Annotated in this window: 25 protein-coding genes; 13 read left to right on the forward strand and 12 right to left on the reverse strand. The window is 64.8% G+C overall.

All coding sequences use genetic code 11. The annotated features are described in order from the left end of the window. Nucleotides 1–8: 8 nt before the first annotated feature. Both RM2_RS15015 and RM2_RS15020 read right to left on the reverse strand, forming a co-directional pair. Nucleotides 9–638, reverse strand: a complete 630-nt coding sequence (locus tag RM2_RS15015; RefSeq protein WP_072690374.1) for a CDP-alcohol phosphatidyltransferase family protein — start codon at nt 636–638, stop codon at nt 9–11. Beyond that, complete coding sequence (locus RM2_RS15020; RefSeq protein WP_072690375.1) at nt 616–1,377, reverse strand: TVP38/TMEM64 family protein; 762 nt, start codon at nt 1,375–1,377, stop codon at nt 616–618. The genes RM2_RS15015 and RM2_RS15020 overlap by 23 nt, the downstream gene beginning before the upstream one ends. A gap of 156 nt (nt 1,378–1,533) precedes the next feature. On the opposite strand from RM2_RS15020, the gene RM2_RS15025 reads away from it, so the two are divergent. The 5 genes from RM2_RS15025 to RM2_RS25270 all read left to right on the forward strand — a co-directional run bounded on the left by RM2_RS15025 (nt 1,534) and on the right by RM2_RS25270 (nt 6,362). Beyond that, a complete protein-coding gene (locus RM2_RS15025; protein WP_245813958.1) occupies nt 1,534–2,826 on the forward strand; it encodes an ABC transporter substrate-binding protein in 1,293 nt (430 codons plus the stop codon). 13 nt (nt 2,827–2,839) lie between these two features. Continuing rightward, nucleotides 2,840–3,703: an ABC transporter permease gene (locus tag RM2_RS15030; RefSeq protein ID WP_072690376.1), complete on the forward strand. Its 864-nt coding sequence runs from the start codon at nt 2,840–2,842 to the stop codon at nt 3,701–3,703. Then, on the forward strand, nt 3,700–4,485 hold the full coding sequence (locus tag RM2_RS15035; protein WP_245813960.1) for an ABC transporter permease: 786 nt from the start codon (nt 3,700–3,702) through the stop codon (nt 4,483–4,485). The genes RM2_RS15030 and RM2_RS15035 overlap by 4 nt, the downstream gene beginning before the upstream one ends. A 13-nt stretch (nt 4,486–4,498) precedes the next feature. Further along, the gene (locus RM2_RS15040; RefSeq protein ID WP_072690378.1) at nt 4,499–5,542 is read left to right on the forward strand and encodes an ABC transporter ATP-binding protein; all 1,044 of its coding nucleotides are present in this window, start codon (nt 4,499–4,501) and stop codon (nt 5,540–5,542) included. A gap of 70 nt (nt 5,543–5,612) precedes the next feature. Beyond that, entirely contained in the window at nt 5,613–6,362 is a 750-nt protein-coding gene (locus RM2_RS25270; protein ID WP_245813962.1) for a DUF4190 domain-containing protein, read from the forward strand. On the opposite strand, the gene RM2_RS15050 is transcribed toward RM2_RS25270, so the two are convergent. From RM2_RS15050 to uriH, 6 genes are all read right to left on the reverse strand, one after another. Then, the gene (locus RM2_RS15050; protein WP_072690379.1) at nt 6,334–7,791 is read right to left on the reverse strand and encodes a radical SAM domain-containing protein; all 1,458 of its coding nucleotides are present in this window, start codon (nt 7,789–7,791) and stop codon (nt 6,334–6,336) included. The two genes, RM2_RS25270 and RM2_RS15050, sit on opposite strands and share 29 nt — an antisense overlap. A gap of 79 nt (nt 7,792–7,870) precedes the next feature. Then, a complete protein-coding gene (locus tag RM2_RS15055) occupies nt 7,871–9,940 on the reverse strand; it encodes a heavy metal translocating P-type ATPase (RefSeq protein ID WP_072690380.1) in 2,070 nt (689 codons plus the stop codon). 35 nt (nt 9,941–9,975) lie between these two features. Further along, the gene (locus tag RM2_RS15060) at nt 9,976–10,317 is read right to left on the reverse strand and encodes a metal-sensitive transcriptional regulator (protein ID WP_072690381.1); all 342 of its coding nucleotides are present in this window, start codon (nt 10,315–10,317) and stop codon (nt 9,976–9,978) included. 5 nt (nt 10,318–10,322) lie between these two features. Further along, on the reverse strand, nt 10,323–12,584 hold the full coding sequence (locus tag RM2_RS15065; protein ID WP_072690382.1) for a heavy metal translocating P-type ATPase: 2,262 nt from the start codon (nt 12,582–12,584) through the stop codon (nt 10,323–10,325). Beyond that, the gene (locus RM2_RS15070; RefSeq protein WP_072690383.1) at nt 12,584–12,823 is read right to left on the reverse strand and encodes a heavy-metal-associated domain-containing protein; all 240 of its coding nucleotides are present in this window, start codon (nt 12,821–12,823) and stop codon (nt 12,584–12,586) included. The genes RM2_RS15065 and RM2_RS15070 overlap by 1 nt, the downstream gene beginning before the upstream one ends. Before the next feature lie 66 nt (nt 12,824–12,889). After that, on the reverse strand, nt 12,890–13,906 hold the full coding sequence (gene uriH, locus RM2_RS15075; RefSeq protein WP_072690384.1) for a uridine-preferring nucleoside hydrolase UriH: 1,017 nt from the start codon (nt 13,904–13,906) through the stop codon (nt 12,890–12,892). A gap of 219 nt (nt 13,907–14,125) precedes the next feature. On the opposite strand from uriH, the gene RM2_RS15080 reads away from it, so the two are divergent. Next, nucleotides 14,126–14,953, forward strand: a complete 828-nt coding sequence (locus RM2_RS15080; protein WP_072690385.1) for a class I SAM-dependent methyltransferase — start codon at nt 14,126–14,128, stop codon at nt 14,951–14,953. On the opposite strand, the gene RM2_RS25945 is transcribed toward RM2_RS15080, so the two are convergent. Both RM2_RS25945 and RM2_RS15090 read right to left on the reverse strand, forming a co-directional pair. Next, on the reverse strand, nt 14,879–15,301 hold the full coding sequence (locus RM2_RS25945) for a muconolactone Delta-isomerase (protein WP_072690386.1): 423 nt from the start codon (nt 15,299–15,301) through the stop codon (nt 14,879–14,881). The two genes, RM2_RS15080 and RM2_RS25945, sit on opposite strands and share 75 nt — an antisense overlap. Nucleotides 15,302–16,129: 828 nt before the next feature. After that, entirely contained in the window at nt 16,130–17,503 is a 1,374-nt protein-coding gene (locus RM2_RS15090; protein WP_072690387.1) for a ricin-type beta-trefoil lectin domain protein, read from the reverse strand. A gap of 688 nt (nt 17,504–18,191) precedes the next feature. On the opposite strand from RM2_RS15090, the gene RM2_RS25275 reads away from it, so the two are divergent. The 6 genes from RM2_RS25275 (at nt 18,192) to RM2_RS15115 (ending at nt 22,066) form a co-directional block, all read left to right on the forward strand. Continuing rightward, the gene (locus RM2_RS25275; RefSeq protein ID WP_245813965.1) at nt 18,192–18,503 is read left to right on the forward strand and encodes a hypothetical protein; all 312 of its coding nucleotides are present in this window, start codon (nt 18,192–18,194) and stop codon (nt 18,501–18,503) included. A 14-nt stretch (nt 18,504–18,517) separates the two neighbouring features. Beyond that, nucleotides 18,518–19,603: a hypothetical protein gene (locus tag RM2_RS25280; protein WP_245813967.1), complete on the forward strand. Its 1,086-nt coding sequence runs from the start codon at nt 18,518–18,520 to the stop codon at nt 19,601–19,603. A gap of 84 nt (nt 19,604–19,687) precedes the next feature. Further along, nucleotides 19,688–20,347, forward strand: coding sequence for an ESX secretion-associated protein EspG (locus RM2_RS15100; protein ID WP_245813973.1), 660 nt, complete (start codon nt 19,688–19,690; stop codon nt 20,345–20,347). Nucleotides 20,348–20,423: 76 nt separating this feature from the next. After that, nucleotides 20,424–20,825, forward strand: a complete 402-nt coding sequence (locus RM2_RS15105) for a hypothetical protein (RefSeq protein ID WP_245813969.1) — start codon at nt 20,424–20,426, stop codon at nt 20,823–20,825. Beyond that, nucleotides 20,822–21,361 carry a DUF3558 family protein gene (locus RM2_RS15110; RefSeq protein ID WP_072690389.1) on the forward strand — a complete coding sequence of 180 codons (540 nt, stop codon included), beginning with the start codon at nt 20,822–20,824 and terminating at the stop codon, nt 21,359–21,361. The genes RM2_RS15105 and RM2_RS15110 overlap by 4 nt, the downstream gene beginning before the upstream one ends. A gap of 165 nt (nt 21,362–21,526) precedes the next feature. Beyond that, nucleotides 21,527–22,066 carry a DUF3558 family protein gene (locus RM2_RS15115; protein ID WP_072690390.1) on the forward strand — a complete coding sequence of 180 codons (540 nt, stop codon included), beginning with the start codon at nt 21,527–21,529 and terminating at the stop codon, nt 22,064–22,066. A 130-nt stretch (nt 22,067–22,196) separates the two neighbouring features. On the opposite strand, the gene RM2_RS15120 is transcribed toward RM2_RS15115, so the two are convergent. After that, complete coding sequence (locus tag RM2_RS15120) at nt 22,197–22,544, reverse strand: cupin domain-containing protein (protein WP_072690391.1); 348 nt, start codon at nt 22,542–22,544, stop codon at nt 22,197–22,199. Nucleotides 22,545–22,584: 40 nt separating this feature from the next. Beyond that, the gene (locus tag RM2_RS15125; protein ID WP_072690392.1) at nt 22,585–23,994 is read right to left on the reverse strand and encodes an NAD(P)/FAD-dependent oxidoreductase; all 1,410 of its coding nucleotides are present in this window, start codon (nt 23,992–23,994) and stop codon (nt 22,585–22,587) included. Nucleotides 23,995–24,126: 132 nt separating this feature from the next. Between RM2_RS15125 and RM2_RS15130 the strand changes: the two genes are divergently transcribed. Then, on the forward strand, nt 24,127–25,599 hold the full coding sequence (locus RM2_RS15130; protein ID WP_072690393.1) for a PucR family transcriptional regulator: 1,473 nt from the start codon (nt 24,127–24,129) through the stop codon (nt 25,597–25,599). Nucleotides 25,600–25,608: the final 9 nt, after the last annotated feature.

Raw genomic sequence — 25,608 nt, forward strand, 5'->3', positions numbered from 1 at the left:
CCGGGAGGTCATTTCAGGGCGCGGTACCCGGCGATGATCCGCTGGACCGAACTCACTGCGACCACGGCAGCCCAGATCGCCGCGATCTGCCAGGCGAACACTGAGAACACCAACCACAGTGCATGCACCACAATGGTTTCCGCCCCCTCGGCGAGGCCGCCGAGGAATGACAGAGATCGACCGTCGTCGAGGCTCCGGCCGCTCCGTTCGGCGATCGACGAGAAGGCGAGGAACGCCGTCCCGTTGATGTAGTAGGCGAGGAGAACCAGAAGGAAGGGCCACCACGGTGCGCCATATGCGGAGGTGGCACCGACCGCGACCCCGACCACCGTGCTCCCGTAGACGATGAAATCCGCAGTGATGTCGAAAAATCCTCCCGCACCGGCATCGCCGGCAGCGGGTGTGCGGGCCCGTCGACGCCGTGCGAGGGGGCCATCGAGTCCGTCGGCGATCCGGGAGAGCACCCACAGGGCCAGCGCCACCCACCACCATTGGAGGCCGGCGGTGACGGCGCTCCCGAGCCCGAGCACCAGACCCGCCCCGGTGATCCGATCCGGGGTGATCGATGGGATGTCGATGGCGGCGGCGCAGCGGTCGAGCGGCCGCTCCAGGTGCTTACGCAGGTAGCGGTCGATCATCCTGGCCGCCTGCCTCCGTGCCCTCGTTGTTCGTGCCCTCGTTGTTCGTGCCCTCGTTGTTGTCCGCCCGCGTGAACCCCATCCGCCGCGCGACGTATCCGGTGCCGACGCTGAGGAGAATTATCGCGAGTACAGCGAGCGCGAAGGGCCATGACAGCGGCGACGTACCGTACGCCCCGAGCGCCGTGTAACCGATGGTGGCCGGAATGATCCCGACTGCGGTGCCGATGACGTAGTCGCGTTGGCGCACGGCACTCAGCCCGGCGGCATAGTTGACCAGACCGAACGGGAACAGGGGAACGAGTCGTACGATCAGCACCGAGGTCAATCCGCGGCGCTCGAGCAGTGAGTTGAGCGCACGGACCTTTGACCATTCGATCCGGGCCACCCCGCCGCGCCCGAGCGACCGGGCCACCCAGTAGGCCGTCCAGGCACCGAGGGTCGCGGCGATGACCACGACGAGAACTCCCGCCGCCAGTCCGAACAGCAGGCCGCTGGCCACGGTGAGAGCACTCGCAGGGAATGGGGTGAGTGTCGTGACGGCATAGAGGAGGACGAACAGAATCATCCCCCACACGCCGGCGGCCGACACCTGGTCGCGCAGCGATGCCGGGTCCGGGACGTCGACGGTGATTGCCACGACGGCACCGCCGAGAACGATGACGGCGAGGATCCCCAGTTTGAGTCGGTAGTCCCAGCCGGACCGTTCGCCAATCGCCGTCTTCTCTTGGACATCCACCGCATACCCTCGTTCTTGTTGTCAGCATGAAGCACCGTCAAACACCACGATGCCCTGGTTCCATCATGACGGGAAGGCTTCGGGGGCCCCGTTGTGTTCCCGAACCGAATGATTTGTCCGATTCAGCCCGAGTGGTGGACCGTCCGGAAGGTGTCTGTGAACCAGTTCGTTCGACCGAAAGGCCGATTGATCCCTCGACTGTCTCCCGCACGATCGCGTCTCGGTGTGCGCGCCATGATCGCGTCTGGGCTGTCTCTCGGGGTGCTTCTCACTGCGTGCGCGGCGCCGGGCTCCGAAGCGCCGCGCGCTGAGAATGCCCCGTGGAGTGAGATCGAGGAGCAGGCAGAGGGGCAGACGGTGTCGCTGTGGATGTACGGCGGCGACGAACAGGGCAACACCTACGTCGACGAGTACCTGACCCCTGCGGCCCGGGATGCTGGGGTGACACTGCGCCGGGTGCCCGTCGCGACCACCTCGGACGCGGTCAACCGGATCCTGTCGGAAAGGCAGGCCGGTGTCACGGACGGAGATGTCGATCTGGTCTGGGTCAACGGCGACAATTTCGGGACGGGCAAACAGGCAGGTGCCTGGCTGTGCGGGTGGACCTCGACCCTTCCGAACATGAAATACACGAACCCCGGCGATCCGCTGCTCAGCGATGATTTCGGTACGCCGGTCGAGGGCTGCGAGGCGCCGTGGCACAAGGCGCAGTTCACTCTTGCGTACAACGCTGCGACGGTCCCCGACCCGCCGACGACCCTCGCCGGCGTCCTCGATTGGGCGCAGGCGCACCCGGGCAGGTTCACCTATCCGGCGCCGCCGGACTTCACCGGATCGGTGTTCGTCCGCGAGGTGCTGGCCAGCGTGTCGGGTGGCGCGGAGAACGTACCGACCCAGTTCAGCGAAGGAGACCACGACAAGCTCACGCCCGCTCTGTTCGACCGTTTGCACGCGATCGCCCCCTCCCTGTGGCGTGAGGGGACGACCTATCCGCAGACCTCGTCCGAACTCGACGACCTCTTCGCAGGCGGTCAGGTCGACATGACGATGACCTATGGGCCGGCGACACTGACAGATCTGGTGGCTCGGGGAACGTATCCACCGCAGACCAAGGTGCTGCTGCTCGACGAGGGCACCGTGGGCAATGCCAGCTTCCTGGCCATTCCCTCGACCTCCGGGCAGTCGGCTGGCGCCCGCGTGGTGGCCAACCTCGCGCTCTCACCCGAACAGCAACTCGCTGCGGCCCGCCCGGATGTCTGGGGCCAGTTCACCGTTCTCGACGTAGAGAGGTTGTCACCGGCGGACCGCGAGGCGTTCGGTGCGCTACCGTCGTCTCCTGTGGTTCCGACCTACGATGTTCTCTCCCGCAACGCGCACCCCGAGTTGTCGGCGCAGTGGGTCGGCCCGCTCGACGAGGGTTGGCGCCGGGGCGTCCTCGCGGGTCGATGAAGGCAAGACGCCGGTGAAGGCGGACGGCGCGCAGGCCCGCGCGCCCCGTCGAAGCAGTTGGCGCAGCACCGTGTGGGTGCTGCCCGCTCTGATTCCCGTGGTAGCGGTGGTCGGTGCGGGCGTCGGCACCGCGCTGTTGCAGAGTCTCGGCTTGATGCCGCTGGTCGGTAACCCGGAGTTGACCACCCAGGCTTACACCGCTCACTCCGAGGATCTGCTGACCTCGGCACTGCTCACACTCGCCATCGCGATCGTCTCGACTGCGCTCGCCGCCGCAGTCGGATTGTCGGCTGCGTTGTCGGTGCTGTCCGGCCGACGGACGGCGATGTTCGCTGCCAGCCTCACCGTTCCGGTGCCACACCTGATCGGTGCCGCGACGATGGGGCTGCTACTGGCCGATTCCGGGCTACTCCCCCGACTCCTCGGCCTAGACGAGGGCGGGTGGCCTGCTCTCGTCGGAGGTCGATGGTGGATCGCGGTGATCGCGGAGTACGCGTGGAAGGAATCAGCCTTCATCGCCTTGGTGGTCGCGGGGACGCTCGCCACCCGCGTGGCCGGCTACGACGAGACAGCCGCGACGCTCGGGGCTGGGCGGCGCGCGCGGCTGCGACTGGTCACCTTGCCGTTGGTGCTGCCCGCGCTGATCGCATCGTCGGCGATCACGTTCGCCTACACGGTCGGCTCCTACGAGGTGGCGAGGATCCTGGGCCGCGCGTATCCCGAACCGCTCCCGGTCATGGCGGTCCGGCTGTTCACCTCGATCGACCTCGCCGCGCGACCCGAGGCGGCGGCCGTCGCAATCGTCACCACGGGCTTGGCGCTGGCCACTGCGGCGGTGGCTCTGACGATGTTGCGCCGTTCGGCGGTGTGGCAGTGAAACGTCTCGCCGGCCGAAGCGTTGCTATGTTGGGGCGTGGGCTCCTCGTGCTCTGGTTCGTCGTACCCCTCGTACCTCTCGTGCTGTGGGTGTTCGCGAACCGGTGGACCTTTCCCGACGTCCTTCCGCAGCAGTGGGGATTCGACGGTCTTCGCAGTGCCGCCGACGCCGGTGCGGGGAGTGCGTTTGCGACATCGACGGCCTTGGCGCTGTCGGTGTCCATCATTGCGACTCCCCTCGGCGCGCTCGCTGCGAGGGCGCTGGTCACCGGGCGGGTGCATCTACCCGGAGTGGTCGCCGCGATACTGTTCGCGCCGGTGTGTTTGCCGCCCTTCGCCGTCGCGCTCGGCTTGGATGTGCTGGTACTTCGATCCGGCATTGCCAGCAGCGTCGCGGTGGTTGCGATACTCGTCGTCGTCGCGATCCCCTATACGACATACGTGATGCGGGTGGCGTTCGGCGCCTACGACCGTGGGTACGAGGAGGAGGCCCGCACCCTCGGTGCATCCCGGTTGACGGTGCTGTGCCGAGTCCAGGTGCCGTTGCTCGCGCCCGCGCTATCGCGTGCCGCGTTCCTCGCGTTCCTGGTCGGATGGAGCGACTACATCGTGACGCTGTTGATAGGGGGCGGACAGTTGATCACGGTCCCGATCCTGGTGGCGTCGTTCGCTTCCGGAACAGGCAACGATTCCGTGATCGCCGCGCTGTCGCTGTTTGCTCTGATCCCGCCCCTGATTCTGCTGATCATTCTCGCCCGCACCGGACGGAGGGCGCTGGCATGAGCGCGATACTGCCATGAGTGCGACGTTGTCATTGACTCGCCTGACCCGGCATCACCCCGGTCAGCAGCATGCCGCCCTGGCGGACATAGATCTCGAGGTTCCGGCCGGCTCGTGTACAGCGATTCTCGGACCCTCGGGCTCGGGGAAGAGCACAGCACTGCGGCTGATCGCCGGACTCGATGCCCCGACAAGCGGATCGGTGGCCCTCGACGGCGTCGACGTCACCGCGTTGCCCCCGGAACGGCGTGGCATCGGAATGGTGTTCCAGAGGCCACTGCTCTTCCCTCACATGTCGGTCATCGACAACGTGGGGTTTGCGGCCCGGGCGTCCGGGCGGTCACGCTCGGCTTCGCGTTCGAGTGCCCGCCGCTACCTAGACCTGGTGCACCTGTCCGAGTTCGCCGATCGCCCGGTCGGCGCAATCTCGGGTGGGCAGGCCCAACGCGTCGCCCTCGCGCGCTCCCTGGCCGGCGCCCCGAAGGTGTTGTTGCTCGACGAGCCGTTCAGTGCGCTCGATTCCGTTCTGCGCGAAGACATGTATCAACTGGTTCGGGAGATCCGGAAGGAACTGTCGCCGACCATCGTTCTCGTCACCCACGATCGGCATGAGGCCGCCGTGCTGGCGGACTCGGTGGCAGTGCTGATCGGCGGCGTTCTCGAACATCACTCGGATGTGAGTTCCGCCTATACCCAACCGGCGACGCTGGCGGTCAACCGATTGATGGGAGGAATCAACGAGATTCACGGACGACTCGACGATGGCGTGCACCACTCCGACCTCGGCGCCCTGGAATTGCCGCAGGCCGGACCGGTGCACGATGACGGACCCGCGGTTCTGCTGATCCGGCACGAAATGATCCGCATCGTCGATCACTCGCCGCGACTGCCGAGCGGGGTGATCAGTGATGTGCGCCCGACCGGGCTTCGCTGCATCGCGGACGTACGGGTGGGGTCGGTGACGGTGTGCGCCGAACTCTCTACCGGAGCCACTGCCAGTGTGGGTGCCGAGGTCGGACTCGAGATACCCCTCACGGCGCGAACCGCCGTCACACGGTGACGCAGGATCCGAGGTGCCGTTGGTGCTGATACCGAGTCAGATTGCACCGTAGTACGGCAGAATGCCGCGAATGCCCGAATCTCCGAGTAGTCCGATCCCCTATCCCTCACCTCCCCTCGCGCAGAAGGGCAAGCCAGGGTTGGATCTGAAGCCGCCGTTCTGGATCGTCCTCGGGGTCTTCCTCGGTGACCTGCTGTGGATACTTCCGATCCATGTGGGCGGAATGCCCCTGACTGTGGTGGTGTCTCTCGCTGCGAGGGGAATCGGCTGGTTCTTCCTTGAACGAGCCCGGCGGTCCGGAAGGGTCCAAGCATGGCACTGGATGCTCGCAGGCGGCGGGTCGCTCTTGTCGGCGCTGGCGGTTTTCGGCCTTCTCTATGCGGCGACCGACAGTGATGTCTTTGCGGTATTGGCGGGGATCCTTGGGATGACCGGGCTGGCGGGTGGCCTCATCGCGGTCATCGTCATGCTCGTCGTTGCAGCCACACAACGGTCGGATTCTGCGGCCGTGGTCGGGGTTCCTCGGGGGCAGATGGTCTCGCCGATTGTTGGCTACTCTGCGGAGGGGCAGCCGATCTACGGTCCGCCGGTCTTCATGGAGTCGCGGAATACCGACACGAATGTGTTCGCGATCCTGACGCTCGTATTCGGCATTCTCGGTGGGCTGCTGGGAATCGTGTTCGGCCACATCGCGTTGAGTCAGATTCGTCGAACCGGTGAACAGGGTCGCGGCATGGCGGTCGCGGGCTTGGTGCTCGGTTACTTCTTTCTGGCGGGGTGGATCATCTTCCTCATCGCGCTTGCCGACTCTGGGCTCTGACACCGACATCGTGGCCAGTTGCAACGGACAGCGGCAGAAGCTTTCGGAGCGAGGCATTCTCATCCGGGTCGAGTACGGAGTGCTGCGCGCATGCCGGCACCAATTTGCCGGTCTCCGGATGCGCCATCGTGTATGTGCAGGCGGCCAGTCTCTCCTGCGTTGCCCGTATCGCCGGATCGTCGGCGGGGGTGCCCGCCTGCATCATCGCCCACGCCGGGGCGACATCCGCGGCATCCATGAACCGGTGTACGACGAATGTCATGGGGTGAACTTCGCGGCGAATCAGCGCCGCGAACAGCAATCGCACACCCCCGCAGCGCCGAACGAGGCTGCCAGCCCAGCGTGCCGCCACGACGTATCCTCTCGGGTACGCGAGAAGAACACGTCCCACCCGGATCGCGAGCAGCGCAGGGTGGGTGCCACCGAAATTCACGCCACCCAGATGGGCGTAGAAGTCGTCGCGAGCACGAACCTCCGCATCGACGTCGGCATCGACAAACGGGTACCAGTGGTCGCCGAAGGTGAATCCCAATGCTGTTCTGTTGCAACGTGGTTCGCCAAACTGGATGGCGCCGTACGCGACCCGCTGGCCGAGTCCGCGCTCGATCTGTTGCCATACCGCGTCGATATCGACGTCGCGGTACCCGTCATGCCATCGCCTGCTGTCGCCGACGAACGCGGCCGGCTGGAACGAGAGCATCGAATAGTCCATTCCGACAACGTCGCGGACCACATCGGACACCTCGTCGAGGTTTTCGGGTGTGACAGTCATGTTGTGCGCCAGGTACGCTGCGACGCCGTGTTCTTCTCGTAGCCGTGCGAACATCTCGGTGAAACGACGGCGGTAGTCGCTGAGGTCCGACTCGCGGCGGGGTCGTGGGATGCCGCGACGCCCGCGCATCAACGAGTCGAAATGCGCGGCGAAGGACACTCTTCGGAACCGTCGGCGACCGGCCGCGTCGACGACGACATTCCGGAGGTAGTCGTAGTCGAAATCGCCGTGCGTGAACGACATCGGCTCGCGGCCATGATCGCGCATGATTTTCAGGGCCGCGGCGTGGTCCTCGGGTGAGAGCAGACTGACTTCGCCGCCGATCAGTTGGGCGTGCGCGCGCGGACCTCGTTCGGCCGCCAGGAAGGCCATTTGCGACTCGACCTCACGCAGCGTGTGCTCGCCGTCGACGCGGACCTTGTTCGCGTCGACGCTGTGATAGCACGGTGTGCAGGTCAGGTTGCATTTCGGGAAAACGCCGTGGGTGCCCTCGCATCCCACCGCGTGCCGTCCGAGCGCCTGCGCCGGAGTCTTCACACCCTCCGGAAGCTCACTCCAGCGCCGGTCCAACGCCGCCCGCGTACGCGAATCCACCGGGCGGGTGGCTCGGACCACCCGTCGCAGGGTGGTGAACACGCGTGATCGGATCGGCGCCATCGACTCCCCTGCTGTTCGGTTCTGCAAGCGTAAACCCGCCGGGGCGCGGGGGTCATTCCCCGGCGGGTGATCGATGCGTTCAGCGGCTCAGCCGACGCGGATCCAGGTCCAGTCGTCGCAGTAGTTGCGCGTTGAGTGCGACGACGATGGTGGAGATTGACATCAGGATCGCCGCCACTGCGGGTGAGATGGCGACGCCGGCGAAGGCGAGAGCGCCGGCCGCCAGGGGGACGGCGATGATATTGTACCCCGTCGCCCACACGAGGTTCTGCCACATCTTGCGGTAGCTCGCGTGGGAGAGGTCGATGATCGAGAGCACGGCGCGAGGGTCGTCGGCGGCGAGAACCACTCCCGCCGATTCGATGGCGACGTCCGTGCCTGCCCCGATCGCGACTCCGACGTCCGCACGCGCCAGCGCGGGTGCGTCGTTGACGCCGTCGCCGACCATTGCCACCCGGTGTCCTCGCTGCTGGAGTGCGGCGACCTGGGCGTCCTTATTCTCCGGCAGCACATCGGCGAACGCCTCGTCGATGCCCAGGTCGGAGGCGACGGCGTCGGCGACCTGTCGTGCGTCGCCGGTGATCATCGCGACCTTCACACCGCGGGCGTGGAGTGCGTCGATGGCCTGACGGGACTCCTCGCGCACGGCGTCCTCGAGCGCCACCGCTCCGAGAACGGAGCCGCCACGGACGACGTGGAGCACGGACGCGCCGCGGTTGATCCAGGTCGCGGTTGTGTCCGTGACATCCTGCGGCACAGTGACGTCGAGGTCGGAGAGCATCGCCGGTCCGCCGACCGACACCGCCTCGCCGTCGACAACGGCCCGCACTCCGCGTCCGGGTAGCGACCGGAACTCGGAGGCGGTGCGGCGTTCGCCCACGGGCACTTTCGCCGCAGCCTCGGCGACGATGGCGCGCGCGACTGGGTGCTCGCTGTCGGCCTCGACGGCACTGGCGAGGGCCAGAAGTTCCCGCTCGGTGTGGCCGACGGTCGCGACCACTCCGGTGACAACGTGCCTGCCCTTTGTGAGCGTGCCGGTCTTGTCGAACAGGACGATATCGACGCTGCGCATGCGTTCGAGAGCCATCCGATCTTTTACCAGCACTCCGGCTTTCGCCGCACGTTCGGTCGAGATAGCGATCACCAGGGGTATCGCCAAGCCGAGCGCGTGGGGGCAGGCGATCACGAGAACGGTCACCGTCCGGACGACCGCCTCGTCCACATTGCCGATCAGCGACCAGACGATGAACGTGAGAATGCCTGCGAGCGAGGCGAAGTAGAACAGGAATGCCGCCGCGCGGTCGGCGAGAGCCTGGGCCCGGGACGACGACGCCTGCGCATCGGCGACCAGACGTCGGATCCCGGCGAGCGCGGTGTCCTCCCCGACCGCGCCGACCGAGATGCGCAGCGCGCTGTCGGTCGCGACGGTACCGGCGACGACGGTGTCGCCGACGGTCCGATTCACCGGTGTCGACTCGCCGGTGATCATCGACTCGTCGACCTCCGCCTGTCCGTCCTCGACCGTGCCGTCGGCCGGGATGCGTCCACCGGCCCGGACCAGAACCAGGTCGCCGGTGGACAACTCAGAGATCGGGACTTCGGTGATGTCGTCGTCGGTGATCTTGTCAGCGGTGTCCGGTAGCAGCGCTGCCAACGCGTCGAGGGCACCGGACGCCGACCCCAGCGCCCGCATCTCCAGCCAGTGGCCGAGCAGCATGATGACGACGAGAAGCGCTAGCTCCCACCAGAAGTCGAGGTTGAATCCGCCGAGCCCGAGAGTGGTCACCCACGAGGCGAGGAACGCGACGGAGATGGCCATGCCGATCAGCAGCATCATGCCGGGCTGCCGGGATTTCAGCTCGCTCCAGCCTCCGGTGAGAAACGGTGCACCGCCGTAGAAGAAGATGACGGTGCCGAGTACCGGCGGAATCCACGACGCCCCGGGGAAGTCGGGAATGGTGTAGCCGAGGAGGTCGGCGACCATGGGACTGAACGCGACCACCGGTACCGACAGCAGCAGGCTGAGCCAGAACTTCCGCCGGAACACCTCGCCGTGGGCACCGTGTCCTGCGTGCCGATCCGTATGTTCGGTGTGGTCGTGATCGGTGTGGTCTAGCTGTGATGCGTGCTGCTGATGATTGTGAGACATGCCCGCTCCCCCGGATGTCGTCTTCGGAATCGATTTCAGGAACGCACGAGTCGTGCGATCGCGTCGGTTGCTTCCTTGATCTTCACGTCCTTCTCGGGGCCGCCCGCGACGGCGGCGTTGACGACACAGCTACCGATGTGGTCTTCGAGGAGGCCCAGCGCCACGGCCTGTAGTGCCTTGGTCATCGCGGAAACCTGGGTGAGGATGTCGATGCAGTACTTGTCGTCCTCGACCATCCGCTGGAGACCCCGGGCTTGCCCCTCGATGCGGCGCAATCGCTTGAGGTAGTCGTCCTTGGCGCTGACATATCCGTAGTCCGGTTGTTCGGCGACCGGTTCTTCGGTACCCGGTTGTTCGGCGACTTGTTCTTCGGTCATGGCTATTATTCTCCTGCCGGTGAGGTGAGTGATCGGAATCGGCGCAGGCGCAGACTGTTGCTGACCACGAACACCGACGAGAACGCCATGGCGGCCCCGGCGATCATGGGGTTGAGCAAGCCTGCGGCAGCCAGGGGCAGCGCGGAGACGTTATAGGCGAAGGCCCAGAACAGGTTGCCCTTGATGGTGCCCAGGGTCTTGCGGGACAGTCGAATAGCGTCGGCTGCGGCGCGCAGATCGCCGCGGACCAGGGTGAGGTCGCTGGCCTCGATCGCGACGTCGGTGCCGGTGCCCATCGCGAGACCGAGATTGGCCTGTGCGAGCGCGGCGGCGTCGTTGACTCCGTCGCCGACCATGGCGACCACTTTGCCCTCGTCTTGCAACCGCTTGATGACGTCGAGTTTGTCCGCGGGAAGTACCTCCGCGATCACCTCGTCGATGCCCACCTGGTCGGCAATCGTCCTTGCTGCAGAAGCGTTGTCACCGGTAAGCATGATCGGCGTGAGTCCGAGTCGGCGGAACTGCGACACAGCCTCGCTCGACGTCGGCTTGACGGTATCGGCGACCACGAGGACGCCACGGGCGGCACCGTCCCAGCCGATTCCGACTACGGTCCGCCCGGCTGACTCGGCGCCGCGCACCTCTTGCTCGAGTTCCGGCGACAGGTGCAGCGACCAGTCGCGGAGCAGTTTCGGGCGACCGACGACCACCGCATGTCCGTCGATCACACCCTGGACACCGAGGCCGGCGATGTTGTTGAACTGGTCGACGTCGGGAAGTGTCCCGAGCCGTTCCTTCGCCTCGCGGGCGATCGCCCGTGCGATGGGGTGCTCGGAGGAGTTCTCGAGAGCGCCCGCGAACCTGAGTACACGTTCCTCGTCCTCGCCGTCTGCGGGAATTACCTGCTGCAACGACATCTTGCCGGTGGTGACGGTGCCGGTCTTGTCGAGGACGATGGTGTCGACGCGCCGGGTGGATTCGAGAACCTCGGGGCCCTTGATGAGGATGCCCAGTTGTGCGCCTCGGCCGGTGCCCACCATCAGCGCGGTGGGTGTTGCGAGGCCAAGGGCGCAGGGGCAGGCGATGATCAGGACGGCGACAGCTGCCGTGAATCCGGCGGCGACAGAACCGCCGATAGCGATCCAGACGCCAAGCGTCGCGAGCGACAACGCGATTACGATCGGAACGAAGATGCCCGAGATCCGGTCGGCCAGGCGCTGCACTTCGGCTTTGCCGGTCTGGGCGTCCTCGACCATCCGTGCCATCTGAGCTAACTGGGTGTCTGATCCGATCTGCTTGGCGCGCACGATGATTCGTCCACCGACGTTGACCGTCGCCCCGGCCACCTCGGCGTCGGGTGACACCTCGACAGGAACGGATTCGCCGGTGAGCATCGAGGCGTCCACCGCGGACGTACCTTCGACCACTATGCCGTCGGTGGCGATCTTCTCGCCGGGCCGCACGACGAACCGGTCACCGACGACGAGTTCGTCGATGCTGATCTGCTGCTCGACGTCGCCCCGCAGCACCGACACGTCCTTGGCGCCGAGATTGAGGAGTGCGCGGAGCGCCGCGCCGGAGCGCCTCTTCGCGCGGGCTTCGAAGTACCGGCCCGCGAGAATGAAGGTGGTGATGCCGGCTGCTGCCTCGAAGTAGATGTTGCTGCTGCCGTCGGTGCGGGAGATTGTGAGCTCGAATGCGTGGGTCATTCCGGTTATCCCGGCCGTACCCCAGAACAGGGCGTAGAGCGACCAGCCGAGCGCGGCGAGGGTGCCCATCGACACCAGCGTGTCCATGGTCGCGGTGCCGTGCCGCAGATTCGCCCAGGCCGCTTTGTGGAAGGGCCACGCCCCCCACACCACAACCGGAGCCGCGAGGGTGAGTGAGAGCCACTGCCAGTTGGGGAACTGCAGGAAGGGAATCATCGCCATTGCGATGACCGGCACGGTCAGGACCGCCGAGATGATCAGCCGCTGTCGCAGCGCCGCCGCAGGGTCGTCCTCTTCCTGCTGCGGGGCTGCTTCCTCGGTCTGCGGCAGCCGTGCGCCGTATCCGGTCTCCTCGACGATCGTGACGAGGTCGTCGGGTGAGACGTCGCCGGTGTAGGAGACGCGAGCCTTCTCGGTGGCGTAGTTGACCGTAGCCGTTACGCCGTCGAGCTTGTTCAGCTTTCGCTCGATGCGGTTCGCGCACGACGCGCAGGTCATGCCGGTGATAGCGAGCTCGACCTGCTGGTCAGCCTTGGAGGTGGCGGTATCGGGGTTCATTACAGCTCCTTTGCGTCGGCGAGCTCGGTGACCTGGTAGCCCGCTTCTTCGACGGCGCCGGCGACGGCGCTCGGGTCGAGGGGGGCGGTGCTGTCGATAGCGACCTTGCCAGTGGCGAGGTCGACGTCCACGGAGACGACTCCGTCGAGGGAGCCGATCTCCTCGCGAACCGAGGACACACAGTGGCCGCACGTCATGCCGGTGACGGTGACGGTGGTGGTGACGGTGGAGGTGCTCATGGGACCGTGCCTCTCTTCTCGGTGATTGCTTCGACTACAAAAACTACCATACCCCCCTACGGTATTTTACAAGTGTTCGTGATCACTGGCTGGGGTTTGCTCCGCGCCGCTATCTACCGCATCCGACAGGCCGGCTCCGTGCTCCGGATCGCCGATCCGCTCCAGCGCGTCGACGACCAACCCCCAGAACCGTTCGAAGTCGAGCTCGAGTGCGGCGGATGTGAGGCAGCCGTCCGGCGCCGGTGCGCGGAAATCCGCGACCGTCATGCCGAGGGTGAGGGTGCCGGTGGTTTCGACCGAGATCGGGACCGGCACGGCGCGGACGATCGTCGGGTCGATGACGTACGCCACGGCGCACGGGTCGTGCACAGGTGGAGCGTCGAAACCCTGCGCGCCCTTGTATCTCCGTCCGTAGAACTCGAGGAGCTCACCGACGAACCGTGCCGGTCTGGTGCCGACAGCCGCGATGGCGTTTGTCACCTCCGAGGTTGCGCGGGCCTGATGGGTGACGTCGAGGCCCACCATGACCACCGGCCATCCCGCGCTGAACACGATGTGCGCGGCCTCGGGGTCGACGATGATGTTGAACTCGGCGACCGCGCTTCGGTTGCCGACGTGGACGCCACCACCCATCAGCACAACCCTCTGGACCCGCTCGATAATTCTCGGCTCCTTGCGCACGGCGAGTGCGAGGTTTGTCAGGCAGGCGGTCGCCACCAGCGTCACCGTGCGGTGCTCGTGGGCCATGACCGTGTCGATGATGAGGTCGACGGCATGACGCCTGTCGAGCTCGATCGTCGGCTCCGGGAGTTCCGGGCCATCGAGGCCGGACTCACCGTGAATGCTCGGCGCAGTCACAAGCTCGCGAATGAGCGGACGCTCGGCACCGGCGGCGAACGGGACGTCCGCGATCCCGGCAACGCGGGCAACCGCGAGCGCGTTCCGCGTGACCTTCGGCAAGGTTTGGTTGCCGGCGACGGTGGTGACGGCGAGCAGTTCGATCTCGGGGTTGCCGTGAGCAAGCAGGAGGGCGACGGCGTCATCGTGTCCTGGGTCGCAGTCGAGGATGATCTTCTTGGGCATGTCTGGGCTCCTCCGCCTTCTCTGGTCATCGAGTCTGCGTAGCGGTCGAACCCACACTACTCGCGGAAAGTTTGTGTCGGCGAAATAGCAATGTGCACAATGTATTTCGCTAGATCGTTGAAAACGCACGCGATGTAACCCCGATGCGCCTGCTCCGCCATCGTCTACGGCCATCAAATACCTTGTTTGACGGCCGTCAAATGTGGCTACCCACGTTTCATGGAGGGGAGCGTGGGGAAGCGAGTCGATGCAACAGACCTCGGCGGTGTGTCCGCAACGATGATGTGGACGTTGCGTAACCGCGCTGTCGAGGCATCCAGGCCGGACGGCACACTCGACGACCCGCTGAGCGTTCAGCTCTATGAGACGATCGACCACCCGTACGAGAACTTCGGGAGACCGGATCAGTCGCATGCACTGCGGGCGCGTGCCTTCGACATCGAGGTGCGCTTGTTCCTCGCGGCGCACCCGGGCGGGACCGTCGTCGCCCTCGGTGAAGGACTCCAGACCAGCTACTGGCGCATTGGTGACCCCGATGTGCGGTGGCTGTCGGTCGACCTTCCCGATGTGGTCGCGCTGCGCGAGCGGCTCCTACCGTCCGAGCCGAACATCACGACGCTGGCGATGTCGGCGCTCGATCGCGCGTGGATGGACTACGTGGATCCCGACCGCGGAGTGTTCGTCACAGCGGAAGGCCTACTGATGTACCTTCCGGCGGAGGACTCGCTGGGGTTGATCACCGACTGCGCGCGACGGTTCCCCGGCGGCCGGCTGATGTTCGATTCGGTCCCGAAGTGGCTGAGCCGCCTGACAATGAAAGGATTTCGGATCACCAGGAACTACACCATTCCTCCGATGCCCTTCCACCTGTCGCCGGGCGAGGCTGCGAGACTGCCCGATTGGATCCCCGAGATCGCCTTCGTCCGTGAGGTTTCCCTGCCTCTCGGGCGTGGGCTGTGGGGGTCGAGAACGTTACGGACAGTCTTCGACGTGCCGCCGATGCGCAATGCTCGGTTCACCCTCAACCTGTGTGGGTTTGCGGGGTGAGGGATCGAGGGTGCAGCGAGTGGCTTCCGATGCGCTTTGAGTAGACGTCGATGCCGCCGAAGGTCTTCGTGGTAATCGTTCCGATGGGTGAGTGGCGAGAGCCTCAACGACGATGTCCAGCCAGGGAAACAATGGCAGCGACGCCAGCGCGTCGTGGAGGACCGTGGGGTCCTGCGCCTCCCATAGACTCACCAACTCCCGACGTCCAGGTACCCGCCACAGCTTCTTCAAGATGCCCTCAGCGCGAAGTTCACTGGTTCGGGCGCCCTCGCGCGCGCTCAGTTGCTCGAGTTCCTCGGCCGCCATGTCGGTGGGCAGATTGGTGTTGATTCGGACCAGAAATTCCACGGTGTACTCCTTGGGTGTCGTCAGATCAGATCGAAGTCGCGGCCTCTTCTACGAGAAACGGAAGACACAATTCCAGCCTGTGCACTCGATAGAGCTCGCCGAGCATCCTCCTCAGCCTCGCTGAGGGTGAGTCGGCCGATGTACGTCTTCCACGGATCCGGGGTCAATCGTGGCCCAAGCCAATCGAGCTACTGCTGGTCGTCCATGCCGAGCGTACTCAGCGCTCGGGTCGGGATCAATATCCGAAACCCTGCTCACGGAGGAGTCCCGATAGTTCTCGGCCACCGTGTCAGGCAGCAGGTCAATGATCACGACCCGTCGTCGCCCAGGAAGGCGTCGAGATATATTCGCTGCGCGAGCGCCTCTTGCCGTCCGAGCCGGACGTCACGCCGCTAGCGATCTCGGCGCTCGATCGTGCATGGTGAGCCGCCTGACAATGAAGGCGGACTACCAGGTACTACACCATTCCGACGATGCCCTTCCACATGTCGCCGGGCGAGGCGGCGACACTGCCCGACCAGATCCCCGAGATCGCCTTCACCCGTGAATTATCCCTGCCTCTCGGGCGGGGGCTGTGGGGGGTCGAGAGTGCTACGGACACTCTTCGACACCCCGCCGATGAGCACTGCCCGGTTCACCCTCACAGTGTGCGGATTCGCGGGGTGAAGTCTCGGGGTATCTCACCGCGCCCGCAAACATATCCTCCGGATACCCGAACCTGGCCCTGGGCGCAAGAACCCGCCATCGTGTTCATAGCGGGTCCTCACGACGAATATCGCTGCCAGAGAGGAATTTCCCCTCGATGATGATGCGTGCTTCGTAGTCGGGTCAGGATCCGAAGGCGTTGCCCAACGATCCTGTGCTGACAGGCTCGTCGGTGCCACCGCCGTCGTCGGTGCCACCACCGTCGTCGGTGACAGTGACCGTGACGGTCTCGGCCGTCGAACCGGTACGGCCCAGTGTTCCGCTGTAGACCGCGGTGATGTCATGGGTGCCAGCGGAATCGAAGGTATGGGTGATGCTGGCTTTGCCGTCCGCATCCACCGGTACCGGGGTACCCAGGTCGGTGTCGCCGTCCCTGAACTGCACGGTGCCGCCCCCGGGGTTCGGGGAGACCTGCGAGCCGAAGATCACGTCGGTGCCGGTCTGCGCGGTCGAGGGTCCCCTGAGCACCGTGGTGGTTGCGGCGCTCGGGGGTGAGACCGGCTTGTTCGGGCCAGTGGTGGATGCCGGCGGGTATTTCCACTGCTGGTTGGGTGCACCGGTGCAGTCCCAGATCTGTACCTGTACACCGTCTGCGGATGCGCTGTCCGTCACGTCCATGCATTTGCCGTCGGCCTGGTTGACGATCGCACCGAAGGCGTCACTATCATCGGTTACCGTCGGGTCGAGTGTCCACTTCTGACCGGGATTGCCCTGGCACGGACTCAGAATCACCTGCGATCCGTTTTTTTGCCCTCCGGCATCGAACCCGTCCTCGACGACGTCGATGCACTTGTTCGTGGCCGGGTTCCGGAACTCGTGAGCGGCCGTGTAGACCCATTGCTGGGACTGCGATCCGTCGAGAAAGTCCTTCATTTGAATGTGCGGGGTGCTATTACCCGGGATATTGACAGGTTCCAAGACGCGGCCATCGAGGCCGAAGACAGACGAATCAACCACTTTGATCGACGTCAACGGCTTTCCACCAGACGACGAATCTGCGGCTGCTGCACAGCGGAGGTCGACGGCGATGCCAGATCTTTCTGGTTGGGAAATCGCGGTGAAGAAGTTGTCCTCCGAACCGATCTTGCTGGCATCCGGGTCCGAATCGGTTGAGATGCGGAGCGTGGGTTCGATCACTGTACCGGCGTCGCCGGGCTCGAGGGTGATGTCCATGGCCGGGAAAGTGAGGAACCCGGGATTTTTCTTTGTGAACCACCCGTTGCCATCCCCTCTCATACCGATACCCATCTGCAGAATGGACCCGTTGTCATCCTGTTTTCCATTCGGGTCGATCCGGGTGATCTTCGGTGTGTTCTCGAAGGGCGTGGTCTGCTCGGAGGCGACCTCCGCCTTCACCAATTCGGTGCCCGGGGGAATGTCGACCCTATACATGATCTCGATCCACCGGGCGATTGTCTCGCCGGAAGGGTTTTTTACGACGGTAATGGGATCCGGTTGAATCCGGTAGGTGAACTCCTGCCCACGGGCAACACTCATTGGCTCCGGTCCCACTCGCACCACCGGTGAAAGAGGTTCTCTTGAGTACTTTCTTTCTTGCATCTTGGGTGACGACCCGGCAACTGGGTGAAAAGTTGATGTCGGTCGTTTTCAAATTGTTGCCCGGAACGTTGGGAAGGGCCGACGCGACGCCGCCGGGAAACAGGAGTGTTCCGGCGGCGAGGGTGGTGGCTGTTGCTGCGATACCCGCCCAACGATGTACAGATTTCACGTGTGCTCCAGGACTTCCTCGAGCCATGCAATGGCACGGCGGTGTTTCGGCTGTGGACAAGTCCACAGCCGTGGTAGACGGGATGTATGGCACCAACTAATCATGTTCTGCCATAAATGGTTTAGGGAGACTTGGAGGTTTCCTGGTTCTGGCATCCACCCCGACGAATGAAGCGTAGAACTTCACCTCTGGAAAGTAAACAGGGATATTCCCGTGATTTAGGCAACACTGTAGACCGTAATATTTTGGACATGAATAGTAAATGTTTAGCCATTCCGTGTCATCGGTGATTTATGGATAGTTGTATCGAGTGAAGCGCTGCGCGAATCTGCCGTCGAACCCGGGTCGATCGGACGGGGACGTCTGCTCACCGGCCTCCTCGGCGGCCTAGCCACATCACTTCCACCTGCTGTGCTGCCGGGGCAGGCAACGCTCGCGAGTGCGGGATCTTCCGCTGTGCTGCTGGTGATTTCGGTGGCGCTTCTGGGTCCGCCCCTGGTCTCCGTCGCGATCCGCCGTCTCGGCGGTCCCCTGCGCCGTAGTTCGTCGGCGGCCCTCGCCCTCGCTGCCCTCAACTCGGACGCCGCGGCGCGGCGTCTCGCCGCAGCGATAATCCCACTCGCGCTCGCCGTCGCGATAGGTGCGGTCCAAATCTTTGCGCAGGACACCGTTGGCGCCGCGGCGGACGAGCAGTCTCGCAAGGGCACGATCACGACCTCGTCGTCACCGCTCGTTCGGGTCTGGCACCCGAACTGGTCGACGCCATAGCAGCCAATCCCGCTGTGCGCGCAACGAACCCGGTCATTCGAACACAGGTCCTCTACAAAGTTGGCGGAGAGTCGCCGTACACCGATCCTTACCCGGCGCAGGGTGTCGACCCCGCGGCGACGGAGTCGACCCTGGATCTCGGCGTCCGTGACGGCGACTTCAGGCAACTACGTGACGGTACGGTCGCGCTCAGTACGGACGCTGCGTTCGCGATGGGCGCCGACGTTGGCGAGACGGTCCCGCTCCGGCTCGGGGACGGGACATCCGTCGCACCGAAGGTGGTCGCGACGTACAGCCGCGGACTCGGCTTCGGCGACGTCACCCTGCCGGCGTCGCAAGTCCGGGCGCACACCACCACCGGACTGGTTGACGTGCTCCTCGTGTCGGCGCAGCCAGGTCGGATCGACGACGCCCCCGCCGCGATCACGGCGATGGGCGGGGTCGCGGTGTCGGATCGTGCGGAGTTCGCCGCCGCCCCTTCACCGATCGACGGCGCTTCGACGGCGAATTCCTCGGCGCCCACCGACGACGTTGCCGACATCCCGGAGGGTACTGCATACGACGCCTCCGCGAACCCGAGTCCCACCGATCCCGCCGTCACCGCACCGGCATCCGCAACACCTGCATCGACAGTGCCGACCTCGGTAGGAGGGGCGCAGGGCAGCGAATTTGGTCAGCCTCGGTCGTGGTTGCAGAACCCCGTCGAGACTTCGGCTACGGCAGGCTCTCGGGCTGGGTCTGGTTCGGGCGCCGTCGGCGGCTACAGCCCCGGATTCGGTGGCGGCGGATACGGCGGGAGCGGTTACGGAACCAGTGGCGGGCAACGCGCCGGCGGATTCGGTACACCGGTCACCCCAGGTGCCCCATCTGCTCCGGGCAGCGCACCACCGGGCAGCGCACCACCGGGACGTGGCGCCGCAGGCACAACAGGCGGCACCCGCGGGATGGGCGCCATGGGAATGGGTGGTATGGGCGCGGCACGCGGGCAGGGCGACGACAACAAAGAGCACCAGACGCCCGACTACCTCATCAACATCGACAACGGCAATGAACTGATCGGCACGTTGCCACCTGTCGCGCCGCCTGTGATCGGCGGATGAGCCCTGAGGAACTGGAGATGAGGAACTGGAGACTCGGCGTCCGAGCAGTTCGGCGCGCTATGGGAGGAAACGGGTCAGGATCGAATTCCTTACCCGTTCGACGTCGTAAGCCAGATCCCTACCTATGATGCCTACCTGGCTGAACAGAGCCGCATTCGTGCCGACTTCACCGGACCCGAGAACACTGAGCTGAGAACAGCTTTGCAGATTCTCGCCGAGCCTGAGGTCTACGCCGAGATCACCGGAGTGAATGTGGACGAGGCGTCGATCCGAATTATCGGGTGCCAACGTCAAGAGTCAGCGGTGATCGCGGTGCAACAGCCCGGTCCTCGAATCAATGTCGGCGGCGATGTGCTGGTCGGCAGTGGTCCATCCGGACGACTCGCTGCGCAGATCATTGGTCAGATACCGCAGAATTCGGGTGGCTGCAGAACTTTTCAGCTCCTCGGCAGTAGCGAAGAATCGGAGTTTCGCGTATCCGTGTTGCAACCCGCAGGCGGTGTGGCGTCACTGCCACGCTTCGAGAAAGTGTCGCCCAGTTCCCGGGTCGGTGACGGCACCGTTCGGGTGCAACGTGGTCCAAGATTCGGGCGTGGCCGCGACGTCGGCCACATCCGATGGTTCGACGTCGGAGGCGACGGACGGTATGTGGTCCGCTCACACGATCCGAGAACTGTTCACGCATGCAAACCCGAACAGTTCGTCGCGGCCGTCGACAATCTGCTGCGAGCAGCGATCGAGTAAGTTCACCGAGGCGCAAGGCGGGGTAGGTAGCAGTTCGCGACAGGAGGGGCAGCATATGACGGAGCCGGCAGGAGCGTTGGCGGGCGGATCGGCATTCACTGAACAAATCCTTTCCACCGGTGGACGCCTGGAACTTCAGCCGGATGCCATCGAGCGTCTGATGAAGGCGTGCGACAAGTTGGCGGATGATATGGAAAATCTCGCAAGGCGCGCCCGCCTGGAACTCGGGGTCGATGAGTTCGGACTCGGCGAGAGGCACCCCAATCTGCATTCGGCTCAGCAGCTCGCCCAGAAGTTTCGTTCGAAGGCGATCGGCGGCAGCGGGATTGATAGCGAAAACACCGCCGTTGGACTATTCACGTCTCATCGAGACCACGCACTGGAAATGAAGGCGATGCTGCAACGAGTGCTCGATGCCTACCGCGCGCAAGAGGCGTCCACTATCGGCAATCTCGAGGGAATAGGAATCGACGAGTGAACACCACGTTGCGAAGGATCAGTGTCGCGCTCGCACTTCTGGCGGTGGGTGCCGCGGCGGCGTGCAGCAATCCCGCTGTGGGGGAGCCCACGGAGGTTCAGGCACCACCGGTCACGGAGGTGACCTATCACCCTTGCGATGGGCTCCCCGCCGAGGCGATTCGCTTGACGAAACTCGACGTGCGACCGCCGGAGCACCATGACGTCGAGCCCCCGAAAACTCTCGGCTGCGGTTATCTCTCTCACGAACCTCGATACGGCATCAACATCACGGCGAAAGAGAGGACGTTCGACGTCCTCGAGACCAGCGACCGCTTCACTACCCTCGATGACGTCCGAGTTGCAGGGCGCCGTGCACTGGTTCAGGACTTCCCTGATACCCGCTCGTGCCTCGTCTCGGTCGAGATCACACCGGGCGTCCTCGACTTTCAGGTCGGCTACGGATCCAACGAAACTTTCACCACCCCCGCGGCTGCGTGCGACCAGGCAATGAAGATTGTCAACACCCTTGCCCCCTACTTCCCCGAGCACCTGTAACACCCTTGCCCACATGCTGTCACCCACCAGTAACTCGTCCAAGAGTTTTCGTTCGAAGGCTATTGGCGGCAGCGACATTGAGGATGCAAACACGGCGGCTGGACTGTCCCCGTCTCATCAAGAGGCGACCAATGTCGGCAATCTCGAGGGAATAGGAATCGACCAGTGAACACCAAGGTGCAGAGGATCAGTGTCGCGCTCGCCCTTCTGACGGTGGGCGCGGTGGCTGCCTGCGGCAGTCCCGCTTCCGGGGAGCCCACGGAGGTTCAGGCACCACCGGTCACCGAGATCACCTACCACCCGTGCGAGGGGATCCCCGCCGAGGCGATTCGCTTGGCGAAACTCGACGTGCGACCGCCGCTGCCCCATGATCTCGAGAATCCGAAATCGTTGGGCTGTATCTACCTTTCCCACGAACCCCGAGACGGCGTCACGATCGCGGCAACTGACCGAACGATACGAACCCTCGAGACCAGCGACCGCTTCACTACCCTCGATGGCGTCCGAGTTGCATGGCGCCGTGCACTGGTTCAGGACTTCCCTGATACCCGCTCGTGCCTCGTCTCGGTCGAGATCACACCGGGCGTCCTCGACTTTCAGGTCGGGTACGGATCCAACGAAATCTTCACCACTCCCGCGGCCGCGTGCGACGACGCAATGAAATATGTCCACACCCTCGCCCCCTACTTCCCCGAGCACCTGTAACACCCTCGCCCACACGCTCGCGCCTACTAAAGTCTGGAGCTTTCACGCCGGTTCGGCTGGTACGGGCGGCACAGCAGAGTTGCGATGTTCCAGATCAGGGTCGCGTGAGTCTTCGCAATCGATAGGTGTGCTAGAAGATGCTGTAGGCCTTGCGCACGGTCTCGGTGACGTCCCAGCGTCCGGACCAGCCAACGGGCAGGACTACGAAGTCGCCGGCCGCGATGTCAACTTTGGTGCCCGTTGCGTCGTCGGTCAGCGTGGCCTTGCCTGAGATGATGTAGCAGGTTTCGGTGTTGGGGCGGTGGATCACCGGCCAGCCGCCCGGCTCGCATTCCCAGATCCCGATCTGGGCGTCGGTTCCGCCGTCGAGGGGCAGGGTGCGTAGCTGAGGGTCGCCGCTGTCGGCGCCGGGCCTCTGTCCGGCGGGGGTCAACTCTCCGTGAACGGTGCTGCTGGGCAGGTGGATCAGTGAAACCATGGTGATTGTTCTCCCAAGAATGTCGGGGTAGTCGGTTGGGTCAGTGGGCGCCGGTGAGCTTTTCCATCAGCGCCGAAATCTTGGATGGTTTGCTGGTCACGCGCTCTTCGAGATCGGCGGTTGCGGCCGCACGCAGGCCGGCGTTGACCCCAAACCATCGGAACGGTTCGACTTCCCACTTCGGGGATTTGTGGTTGACCACCGGGAGCGAGTTCAGGGTGTCGCGCTTGTCGAGGATCAGGTTGCGCAGGATGCGGCCTGCGAGGTTGCTGGTCGCGACCCCGTCACCGACGTACGGTCCGGCCCAGGCCATCTTGTTGCGTTTGTCGTAGCCAACGGAGGGGAACCAGTCACGGGGAACGCCGAGCGGGCCGCCCCAGCGGTGGGTGATCGGCACGTCCCGCAACGCGGGGAAGAACTCGTGCATCGTGGTGATGATCTTCTCGTGGATCTTCTCGTCGACATCGAAGGACGGGTCGACTTTGGACCGGAAGTGGTACGGCGCTCCGCGGCCGCCGAACACCAGTCGGCCGTCGCTGGTCGGGTGTGCGTAGATCCGCAGATTACGCATGTCGTTGAACGCGGTTCGCCCGCCGAGGCCCAGCTCCGCGCGGAGCTGGCGAGGTAGTGGTGCGGTGGCGACGACGAGCGAGTAGAGCGGGGCGATACTGCGCCGGTAGGCCGGGAATTCGGGCGTGAATGCCTCGGTCGCGCGGACCACAACCGAGGCGGTGACCGAGCCGCGCTGCGTCCTCGCGATGCCCTTGCCGATCTCGTCGACCGCAGTGTCCTCGTAGATGACTCCGCCGTGGTCCTCGACCCACGTCGCGAGTCCGCGCACGAGCTTGTCCGGGTGTAGCAGCGCGCAGTGCTCGGTGTAGATACCTCCGAGCACGCTCGCGGCGTTGATCTTCTCGCGGGCTGCACCTGCGTCGAGTAGTTTCCACTGACCAGGGGTGCCGAACTTCTCGGCACCGGCAACCGTGGCCCGCGCCCGCGCCCACTGTGCTTGGCTCCGTGCGAGGGAAATGAACCCGTCGCGGGCGTACTCGCAGTCGATGCCCTCGTCCGTGACGACTTGGCCGATCTCGGCGACGGTCTCGTTCATCGCGGCTTGCAGATCCAGCGCCGACTGATGTGAATATAGTTGTTCGACGCGGCCCAGGGATACGGGGAAGATCGAGGACGCCCATCCCCCGTTGCGTCCAGAAGCGCCGAATCCGGCGAATTCACGTTCGAGGAGAACGACTTTCAGCGATGGATCGGCCTGTAGCAGGTAGTAGGCCGCCCACAGTCCGGTGAACCCGGCGCCCACGATCGCGACGTCGGCGCTGGTGTTGCCCGACAGCGCCGGCCTCCGAAATGTGAGCTCGCGGTCCTCGCGCCACAGGGGCATAGCGATTGCGGGCGCTGCTGCATCTTGCCCCGCGGGGGCGTTTCTGGCCACCATTTACAGCCTCCAGCCGTCGTTCGTTTCGTGCGTGGACATTAAGTCTGGGGCCGAGGTGCGGGCTCGGACATACTCCCGATTCACAGACCAACAGGTCGGCGGCTGTACGTTTGTATGAGGAGGTGAAGTTCGGTGATCTCGGTCGATCAGCTAGCCGCGATCCCGTCACTCGGGTTGCGGTTTCTCGCAGGTGAGGGCGGCGGAGGGCGGCTGGTCACGTGGGCACACGCGTGCGATCTGTTGGACCCGTGGATGTGGTGTGAAAGCGGAGACGTGGTCATGACGACCGGTGCCGGACTCCCGGAGAATCCGCAGGAGCAAGCCGGGTGGATGGCCCAGTTGATCGACAGCCAGGTCAGCGCACTGGTGATCGCCAGCGGCCCCAGCGCACCGGATGTCACCCCCGAGTTGCTCGATGTCGCGGACAGACGTGGATTCCCGGTGCTGTCGGCGAGCTTCGACCTGCAATTCGTCACACTCGCTCGCACCGTGATCGAAAGCGCGGTCGAATCCGAACGCCAGCGTTTGGCCACGATCACCCGCCTCTACGACGTGTACTGGCAGGCGCTGCACGCCCGTGGTTCCTTCGCCGACCGGATGTCCGCGCTCGAGGGCGCGACCGGGTGGGCACTTGAGGTGTGCGACCAGGACGCCGGCGGCGAGGTCGTGTTCAGCGGCCGCCTCGCCCTCCAACAGCGGCGCAATCGCCTCGACCCTGCTGTCGATCGCGTGGAAATCGCCATCCCCGGTACCGGCGAAGTTGTGCTGTCGGCCACCCCGGGCCGACTACCGGTCAACGACCGTCCGTTGCTCCAACATCTCGGTGGGTTGATCGCGCTCGAGCTCGAACACGATGCCGCCCAACGAGACCGGCTGCGCGACTCCGGACAGGATCTGCTGGCCGGTTTGTTGGACGAGACCATCACCGTCGCCGCGGTCTGGCCAGAATTGCGACATCGCGGGATGACGAACGCCGTGGTTCTCGCGTGCTGGAGTACCTCTGACGGCAACGCGCTGGACCACAAGGCGATTCACCGACAGGTGTTCCTGCAGCAGTACGCGCCTTTGCTCCTGCCTCGTTCGGCGATGTTGATCGGGCTGGTTCCCCGCGATCTGGAACTGATGGAGGCGATGACCGCCAAACTAGCCCCGAACTGTGCTGTTGGGGTGAGCACCGCCCTGACCGCGAATTCCAATGTCGCCGAAGCCGTCCGGCAGGCCCAACTCGCGGTGGCCCGCGCCCACGAGCAAGCCCGGACGATGAACATCTACGGCGAAGACTACGACGATGTCGGATTCTTGCCTCGCAGCCTGGAAGCCACCCGCCGGCAAGTGCGCGACATCCTCGGACCACTGATCGTTCACGACAGGACCCATGAGGGAAATTTGGTCGACTCCGTCAAGGTGTTCCTCCGCAACGATGGCGCCTGGCGGAAGAGCGCCGAGGAGCTGAAGATCCACCGGCAGACCCTCGTCTACCGACTCCGCCGCGTCGAACAACTCACCGGGTTGAAACCCACCTCAACCGAAGGGTCCGCCATGCTCTGGCTCGCTCTTTCCGGCGCCGAGCGTTCCAAGCTGACCCTCGACGAACTGATCGACTGAAAACGCTGG

The sequence above is a fragment of the Rhodococcus marinonascens NBRC 14363 genome (assembly GCF_001894885.1).
Lineage (GTDB): Bacteria > Actinomycetota > Actinomycetes > Mycobacteriales > Mycobacteriaceae > Rhodococcus_F > Rhodococcus_F marinonascens.

Bases quoted from the DNA above. Each gene is read 5' to 3' on its own strand.
- RM2_RS15015 (WP_072690374.1), bottom strand. From the start codon at position 638: ATGATCGACCGCTACCTGCGTAAGCACCTGGAGCGGCCGCTCGACCGC.
- RM2_RS15060 (WP_072690381.1), bottom strand. From the start codon at position 10,317: ATGACCGAAGAACAAGTCGCCGAACAACCGGGTACCGAAGAACCGGTC.
- RM2_RS15090 (WP_072690387.1), bottom strand. From the start codon at position 17,503: ATGAGTGTTGCCCGTGGGCAGGAGTTCACCTACCGGATTCAACCGGAT.
- RM2_RS15065 (WP_072690382.1), bottom strand. From the start codon at position 12,584: ATGAACCCCGATACCGCCACCTCCAAGGCTGACCAGCAGGTCGAGCTC.
- RM2_RS15070 (WP_072690383.1), bottom strand. From the start codon at position 12,823: ATGAGCACCTCCACCGTCACCACCACCGTCACCGTCACCGGCATGACG.
- RM2_RS15120 (WP_072690391.1), bottom strand. From the start codon at position 22,544: ATGGTTTCACTGATCCACCTGCCCAGCAGCACCGTTCACGGAGAGTTG.
- RM2_RS15080 (WP_072690385.1), top strand. From the start codon at position 14,126: ATGGAGGGGAGCGTGGGGAAGCGAGTCGATGCAACAGACCTCGGCGGT.
- RM2_RS15040 (WP_072690378.1), top strand. From the start codon at position 4,499: ATGAGTGCGACGTTGTCATTGACTCGCCTGACCCGGCATCACCCCGGT.
- RM2_RS25270 (WP_245813962.1), top strand. From the start codon at position 5,613: ATGCCCGAATCTCCGAGTAGTCCGATCCCCTATCCCTCACCTCCCCTC.
- RM2_RS15055 (WP_072690380.1), bottom strand. From the start codon at position 9,940: ATGTCTCACAATCATCAGCAGCACGCATCACAGCTAGACCACACCGAT.
- RM2_RS15125 (WP_072690392.1), bottom strand. From the start codon at position 23,994: ATGGTGGCCAGAAACGCCCCCGCGGGGCAAGATGCAGCAGCGCCCGCA.
- RM2_RS15050 (WP_072690379.1), bottom strand. From the start codon at position 7,791: ATGGCGCCGATCCGATCACGCGTGTTCACCACCCTGCGACGGGTGGTC.
- uriH (WP_072690384.1), bottom strand. From the start codon at position 13,906: ATGCCCAAGAAGATCATCCTCGACTGCGACCCAGGACACGATGACGCC.